Genomic DNA, 3795 nt, shown 5'->3' on the forward strand with positions numbered 1-3795 from the left:
TTCAGCCACAGCCAAGGCGATCAATTATAGTCTAAAACGGTGGTCTGCCTTAAGCCGGTATCTGAATGATGGCATGCTCCCGATTGACATGAGAAGCATTGCTTCGCAAGGGATTGAGAATCAGATGCGCCCGTGGGCTCTTGGACGTAAAAACTGGTTATTTGCAGGTTCACTTAGAAGTGGGCAACGGGCAGCCAATATCATGACTTTAATCCAGTCAGCTAAACTCAATGGTCTTGATCCGTATGCCTATCTCAGTGATGTGCTGAAAAGATTGCCGATACATAAAATGAAAGATATCGAAGACTTATTGCCTCATAAATGGAACCCTGCTTGAGTTCAAGTGGGGTTCAGCGGATGCTTACGAATGAAGAACAGCCTAGCAGCTTATATCAGCAATTGTTTAATCAACTGCTCAAGCATTGTGAAAACTTAAAGGTTGCACATAAATTTCGGTTTAAAAATCCATTATATTCACTTGATGCAAGCCATATTGATCTTTCATTGTCATTATGTGAATGGGCAAAAGTACATGAATCCAAAGCCAGTATAAAACTGACTATTGGATTAAATCATAGTAATACCATTCCTGAATTTGTTGCACTTGGAGACGGGATTGAAAATGATATGGTGCAAGGCAGACGACTCAAATTTCCGTCTGGAAGTGTTGTAGTATTTGATAAGGGATATGTTGATTATCAGTGGTTTGCAGAGATGAGCAAAGAAAAGGTTAGCTTTGTGACACGCTTGAGACCAAAGACTGTTTATACGGTAAAGTCCAAACAAGATGTATTAGCTTGCAAAGGTATTCTTGCGGATGAATATATTGAGTTGAGTAGTGACTATGCAAAAAAGCGTGGTGCACCAAAACGACTAAGACGAATAGAATTCTATGATGCAGATAAGAAAAGGACATTTGAGTTTCTAAGCAATAACTTTCATTTGGCTGCATCGACCATTGCAGCAATTTACAAAGATCGCTGGAAAGTGGAGCTATTTTTCAAAGCGATTAAGCAAAACCTAAAATTAAAATCGTTTTTGGGTCGAAGCCGTAATGCAATACAAACACAAATATGGATCGCCTTAATTGCTTATTTACTGGTGAGTTTTGCAAAACATATGGCACAGGAGGGATGGAGTGTTCAAAGGTTATTAAGGATTATTCAAGTGAATTTATTTGAAAGAAAACTTTTAAAAGCTCTGTTTTTACCTGAAAAAAAGTGGAATAAACAACAAGGACCTCAATTGAGGTTCTTGTTTTAATAATTGTGGGACAGCAGTGTCGCTATGTCCATTTTCACAAGGTTAAAAATCGACTATAAGCGTGATTAAACGTCAGGGGTTATTGAAAAATGAATGGATTTAAACACTACATATATACGCAAAGAAATATTCGTTGCGTTTTTTCTGCTAGGCTGTATTGAGATTAAATGTAAATGATGTAGTAATTGTCTATATGCTATAAGAGCAGCATGATGAAAATTTTTTACAGGATCATTTCTAACCTTCGTTGAAAAGCATAGGCTTTGTTATTTGTAGGAGTGAAGTGAACAGTCCTTCTTTTGGGTACTTTAAATGCTGTTAAAATTTAGTCCATTTTAGTGATCAAGGTATAATAATTTTTTTCACTTAAAATGACTCTTACTCAACTGACCTTGATTCCGAACAATATTAAGATTTCAAATAATCGTATTTGTTGGTCTGTTTGGGAAATCAATCGGTGGATTGAAGCTAAATTTGCGAGCTGTTAAGGATTGAGAGCTTCGGCTCTCTAAGTTTCTAGATATTTTGGATAAAGCATTGTTCAAAAATCTGAATTAATGGATTTAAATTACCATAAAAACCTTCAATATTGGCTTTAATCCATTGTTGTTGAGAGTCAATACGAGACCAATCAATACCATAACCACAATGAGCAATCAGATGTTCAAAGAAGATTCGTTGCGTACGTCCATTACCTTCACGAAATGGGTGTATGACATTAAGCTCACAATATAAGTCGGCAAGTTGAGGAATTAGTTGTTGTGGTGTTAAGTCTTGAAAGTGCTTTTTTTCTTGGAGTGATTTAAATAATTTATTGATTTCAATTTCAATACGGAAAAAATTACAAAAGCGGGTGTCACCTTTGGAGATATCGACTTGTCTTAACTTTCCTGCCCAGTCGTATAAGTCTCCAAAAAGTTGTACATGAATTGATTTTAAGTATTTTAAGTCATAGGGTGGTTCAGCATATTCAATTAGGCTACTCGCTAATCCAGATAGTTCTAGTTCAGCTTGTTCTAAAATCTGTTCATCACGAATATTGAGTTTGTTTTTTAAAATATTTGTGTCAGGGTAACAATACAGGCTGTCACCCATTTCACCATATTTATCCATACATGCACCTGACTAAGATTCGGGTTGCGAATACTTCTTATATTTTCTTAAGATTTCAGCTTTACTCTGTTGAGTTTTTTGAATTGTTGTTGTAATGCCTTCAAGCTTTAGGCTGGCTTGATAGTTTTGAGAACATGTCGCTTGAATATATATTTTTTTCTGTTCAGTGGTTCTGAGCATTTCTAAACTCCATTGATGCTATAGGTGAAGCAAGTATAGCAGATAATCTCTTGATCAATGCTGCATACATAGTATATCAAAATGTGATGGCCGTAGCTATCGTGTACATAATATTATTGATGACTACAACCGTGAGTCTTTGGATATTCTTGTAGATTTCTCATTACCGGCTTAACGCGTGCTTAAAGGGCTTGATCAGTTAATTGCATGGCGAGGCAAGCCTAAGCGTATACGTTCTGACAATGGTCCAGAATACATAAGTGATTCAATGCAGAGGTGGTGTGAGCAGCACAGTATTGAGCACTTTTATAATCATGAACAACCTCATATGTCATATGTCAGTTGATGGTAAACCACCCAATTTTAAACAATGATAAGACCTTTGGTTTTTCTACTCATTAACTCAATTTAAAATGGGGGTATTACCGTGCCAATTCATTAATAAGTGGGTACGAAAATAAGCGTTTAGTCGTAATTTTCATAGTGGTGGGTTTAGTAGGTGCTTACTTAAAGCGTCTAATTCCTGCTAGTAGATGAAAACATGAAAGAGAGAGTTATTTTTCATCTAAAATTAAAATTTTAGTAATGGTATTTAGATTTAAAAAATAATATAAATTAGGTGCTTATGTTGTATGGTAAATTTATTTTAAATAAAATACAAAAAATGAGCAGTTATAATTTTGTTACCTCTATCAAGATTTTATTTCATGATCTTTAGTTGTTTATAATGAAGTATTGATAATATAAATCTAGCAATAAAAAGTTATATTTAATGAAATTAAATAAATAAAATATATACTTAATTTTATTATATTGTATTATTTGCATATTTTATAGATTGTTAATTGTAGAGAACTTTGTGTCAAAAATTGTAATATTGAAAAGTGGAATCAAAACAACATTAGATGTTAATCAAGTTAAAAAATTTAGTCAGCAATCCGATAAAATTATTATTGAACTTCAGAGTGGTGAAATAATAGTCTTGTCTTCGGGTGAAATTTTTTCGATCGAAATTTTTGAGAATAATATAAGCCAATTTAAAGTATCTTCTAATGATCTTGATGATTTAAGTCAATTAGAAAGTTATTTTTCATCTCAAGATTCGAGCTTATGGTTTGAAAATAAAGCAATAGTATATGGTGGTGCAGCATTAGTAGCGGTTGGAGCAGTAGCAGCGACTAGTAGTGGAGGGAGCAGTTCTTTAGGTGATATCACAGCACCAAGCAACCTAACACAAAT

4 protein-coding genes and 2 pseudogenes are annotated in these 3795 nt (G+C 34.2%); 4 read left to right on the forward strand and 2 right to left on the reverse strand.

All coding sequences use genetic code 11. The features are described 5' to 3' along the window. Together C9E89_RS21830 and C9E89_RS21835 are read left to right on the forward strand one after the other, a co-directional pair. Positions 1-337 (forward strand): transposase domain-containing protein (locus C9E89_RS21830; protein WP_147305744.1); only part of this gene is annotated, 337 nt, incomplete at its 5' end. A 29-nt stretch (positions 338-366) separates the two neighbouring features. Continuing rightward, a pseudogene (locus C9E89_RS21835) lies at positions 367-1263 on the forward strand (IS4 family transposase); the annotation flags it as partial. Positions 1264-1779: 516 nt separating this feature from the next. On the opposite strand, the gene C9E89_RS21840 reads toward C9E89_RS21835, so the two are convergent. Next, on the reverse strand, positions 1780-2376 hold the full coding sequence (locus C9E89_RS21840) for a putative adenosine monophosphate-protein transferase Fic (protein WP_107010212.1): 597 nt from the start codon (positions 2374-2376) through the stop codon (positions 1780-1782). Positions 2377-2388: 12 nt separating this feature from the next. Further along, the gene (locus tag C9E89_RS21845; RefSeq protein WP_107010213.1) at positions 2389-2556 is read right to left on the reverse strand and encodes a YhfG family protein; all 168 of its coding nucleotides are present in this window, start codon (positions 2554-2556) and stop codon (positions 2389-2391) included. An 85-nt stretch (positions 2557-2641) separates the two neighbouring features. Between C9E89_RS21845 and C9E89_RS21850 the strand changes: the two are divergent. Both C9E89_RS21850 and C9E89_RS21855 read left to right on the forward strand, forming a co-directional pair. Further along, a pseudogene (locus tag C9E89_RS21850) lies at positions 2642-2930 on the forward strand (DDE-type integrase/transposase/recombinase); the annotation flags it as partial. 485 nt (positions 2931-3415) lie between these two features. Then, positions 3416-3795 (forward strand): hypothetical protein (locus C9E89_RS21855; protein WP_147305745.1); only part of this gene is annotated, 380 nt, incomplete at its 3' end.

The sequence above is a fragment of the Acinetobacter sichuanensis genome, from assembly GCF_003024515.2.
GTDB lineage: Bacteria > Pseudomonadota > Gammaproteobacteria > Pseudomonadales > Moraxellaceae > Acinetobacter > Acinetobacter sichuanensis.

Coding starts and splice junctions, on each gene's coding strand:
- C9E89_RS21840 (WP_107010212.1), bottom strand. CDS start 2,376: ATGGATAAATATGGTGAAATGGGTGACAGCCTGTATTGTTACCCTGAC.
- C9E89_RS21845 (WP_107010213.1), bottom strand. CDS start 2,556: ATGCTCAGAACCACTGAACAGAAAAAAATATATATTCAAGCGACATGT.